The following is a 2,991-nucleotide window of genomic DNA, read 5'->3' as shown; positions in this document are numbered from 1 at the left end:
CCCGGCACCGTGCACACCGCCGCCGAGGCCGTGGAGGCCGCGGGCGGGCACGCCCTGCCGATCGTGGGCGACGTCCGGGACGACGAGGTCGTCGCGGAGGCGGTGCGGCGCACGGCCGAGCAGTTCGGCGGTGTGGACATCGTGGTGAACAACGCCAGTGCGATCGACCTGACCCCGTCGGAGTCGATCCCGATGAAGCGGTACGACCTGATGCAGGACATCAACGCGCGCGGGTCGTTCCTGCTCTCCCGCACCGCGATCCCCGAGCTGCGCGGGGCGGCCAATCCGCACATCCTCACGCTGTCCCCGCCGATCCGGCTGGAGCAGGAGTGGTTCACCGCGGGCCACCTCGCCTACAGCATCGCGAAGTACTCGATGAGTCTGGTCACCGTCGGGCTGGCCGCGGAACTGCGGTCCGACGGGATCGCGGCGAACTCCCTCTGGCCGCGTACCACCATCGACACCGCCGCGATCCGCAACGTCGTCGGCGCGGAGTTGTCCAGCCGGTCCCGGACCCCGGAGATCATGGCCGACGCCGCGCACGCGATCCTGACCCGGCCCGCGGCGGAGACCACCGGACAGTTCTTCATCGACGACGAGGTGCTCGCCGCCGAGGGGGTCACCGACCTGTCCGGGTACCGCCTCGCCCCGAGCGAGGCCGACCTGCAACTCGACTTCTGGGTCGATCCGGTCGATGGTGCGTGAACCCCGGCAGGAACGCAGCCGGACCACGCGACGGCGGCTGGTGGACGCCGCCGTCTCGTGCCTGGGAGAACGCGGCTGGACCGGAACCACGGTCGGGGTGATCGCCGAGCGGGCGGGCGTCTCCCGGGGCGCGGCCCAGCATCACTTCCCGACCCGCGAGGAGCTCGTGGTCGCGGCGGTGGAGTTCCTCGCCGAGGAGCAGATCGCCGAACTGCGACGCCGGGCGGCCGAACTGCCGCAGGGGCCGTCCCGTGCCTACCCGGTGGCGCGGATGCTGCTGGACCTCTACACCGGGCCGAAGTTCCGCGCCGCCCTGCACCTGTGGGTGGCGGCCTCCACGGACGAGGCGCTGCGCGCGGTCCTCGCGCCACTGGAGGCGCGGGTCGGCAAGGAGGCGCACCGGGTCGCCCTGGAACTGCTCGGCGCCGACGAGTCCCGACCCGGGGTCCGCGAGACCGTGCAGGCCACCCTCGACCTCGCCCGCGGGCTGGGGCTGGCGAGCCTGCTCACCGACGACACCCGCCGCCGGGAGCGGCTGGCCCGGCAGTGGGCCACGCTCCTCGAACCCGTGGTGGGCGGGGCCCGGGACTGAGCGGGTTCCCGGTGTCCGGCTGTCGTCCCGGGGCGGGTGGCGCCTGAGGTGAGCGAGCGCTTAGTATGTCACCCGTCGGTGGTCGCGTGCGGGCGCGGCACGGGGTTTTCCGGAGCAACCGGAGCAACCGGACCGGGCGGCCGGGCGGGAGGTGCGTGCGTGGGTCGTGAGCGGCGTCGCCTGCGCGTTCAGTCCGGCGTGGCGCCGAGCATCCGCAGGGCCAGTGCGGCGTACTCGGCACCGAGGTCGGTGGGGGACTTGCGCGTGCGCTCGCTGTACCACCGGGCCACGTCGATGGCCAACGAGAGCACCGCACGGGCCGCGGTGGTGGTGTCGGCGACGGTGAAGTCCCCCGAGGCGACCCCCTCGGCCACGAGGTCGCGCACGATGCGCTCGATCTCCCGGCGCAGGTCGGCGACCACCTCGTACTCCTGCTCGGGCAGCGCCTCCAGCTCGTACTGCACCACACGGGCGACGGTGTGCCTGCGCGCGTGCCAGGCCACGAACCGCTCCACGACCGCCCGCATGCTCTCCACGGGCGTGTCGGCACTCTCGGCGGCACGCCGGATCAGTGCGAGCGACTGCTCGTGGCCGCTGCGGCTGATGGCGAACAGCAGCGCCGCCTTGGACGGGAAGTGCACGTACAGGGCAGCCGGGCTCATGCCCGCGTTGCCTGCGATGTCGCGGGTGGTGGTGGCGTGGTAGCCGCGCCGGGCGAACGACTCGACCCCGGCCAGCATCAACCTGCGGGCGGCCTCGGGTTGGACGTCCGGCCAGAGCTCGGCGGACAGCGACATCGTCATACCCGAATTGTAAGCGCACGCTTAGTGTGGAGAGGAGAACGGCAGTGACTTCGTCCGAGCAGACCCCGTCGGGGGAGAACTCGCTCAAGGGCCGCGTGGCCATTGTGACAGGCGCCAGCCGGGGGATCGGCCTGGGTGTGGCCCGGTCGCTCGTCGAGGCGGGCGCGCGGGTGTGCGTCACCGCCCGCAAGCCCGAGCCGCTGGCCGAGGCCGTCGAGGAACTGGGCGGTGGCGCGGTGGCGATCGGCGTGCCCGGCAAGGCCGACGACCCGGAGCACCAGGACGAGGCCGTCGCCCGCACGGTGGAAACGTTCGGCCGCGTCGACCACCTGGTCAACAACACCGGGATCAACCCGACGTACGGGCCGATCCTGGACACCGACACCGACGCGGCGGCCAAGATCCTCGGGGTGAACGTGCTCTCCCCGCTGTCCTGGACCCGCAAGGTCCGGGACGCCTGGATGGGCGAGCACGGCGGGTCGATCGTGAACGTGGCCTCGATCGCGGGGCTGCGCACGTCGCCGGGCATCGGGATGTACGGCGTGAGCAAGGCCGCGTTGATCCGGCTGACGACCGAGCTGGCGCACGAGCTGGCCCCGTCGATCCGGGTGAACGCGGTGGCCCCCGCCGTGGTCAAGACCCAGTTCGCCACGGCCCTGTACGCCGACCGGGAGGAGGAGGTCGCCTCCGCCTACCCGCTCAAGCGGCTCGGCGTGCCCGAGGACGTGGCCGGTGCGGTGTCGTTCCTGCTCTCCGGGCAGGCCGGGTGGATCACCGGGCAGACCCTGGTCCTCGACGGTGGCGTCACGCTGGGCGGCGGCCTGTGACGGCCGCGGGCTTCGACCCGGCCGGGGCGGGGGTCGTCGTGACCGGCGGGGGCAACGGCATCGG

At 73.0% G+C, this 2,991-nt stretch carries 4 protein-coding genes; 3 read left to right on the top strand and 1 reads right to left on the bottom strand.

Annotated features, from left to right (window positions below):
* Positions 1 to 705: SDR family oxidoreductase (locus tag SACHA_RS20710; RefSeq protein ID WP_019808270.1), on the top strand; the 705-nt coding region annotated here is incomplete at its 5' end.
* Positions 695 to 1,297 carry a TetR/AcrR family transcriptional regulator gene (locus tag SACHA_RS0106915; RefSeq protein WP_019808268.1) on the top strand — a complete coding sequence of 201 codons (603 nt, stop codon included), beginning with the start codon at positions 695 to 697 and terminating at the stop codon, positions 1,295 to 1,297. The genes SACHA_RS20710 and SACHA_RS0106915, both read left to right, overlap by 11 nt.
* Positions 1,298 to 1,485: 188 nt before the next feature.
* Here the strand turns inward: SACHA_RS0106915 and SACHA_RS0106910 are convergent, their stop codons facing one another.
* Positions 1,486 to 2,100 (bottom strand): TetR/AcrR family transcriptional regulator, encoded by a 615-nt coding sequence (locus SACHA_RS0106910; protein WP_019808267.1) that lies wholly within the window; start codon positions 2,098 to 2,100, stop codon positions 1,486 to 1,488.
* Between the two features lie 44 nt (positions 2,101 to 2,144).
* On the opposite strand from SACHA_RS0106910, the gene SACHA_RS0106905 reads away from it, so the two are divergent.
* Complete coding sequence (locus SACHA_RS0106905; protein ID WP_019808265.1) at positions 2,145 to 2,927, top strand: SDR family oxidoreductase; 783 nt, start codon at positions 2,145 to 2,147, stop codon at positions 2,925 to 2,927.
* Positions 2,928 to 2,991: the final 64 nt, after the last annotated feature.

Origin of the sequence: Saccharomonospora halophila 8, from assembly GCF_000383775.1 — a bacterium.
In the GTDB taxonomy this organism is placed as follows: domain Bacteria; phylum Actinomycetota; class Actinomycetes; order Mycobacteriales; family Pseudonocardiaceae; genus Saccharomonospora; species Saccharomonospora halophila.
The sequence above is the reverse complement of the archived record's forward strand: the minus strand, read 5'-3'. Positions and strand labels throughout refer to the sequence as shown.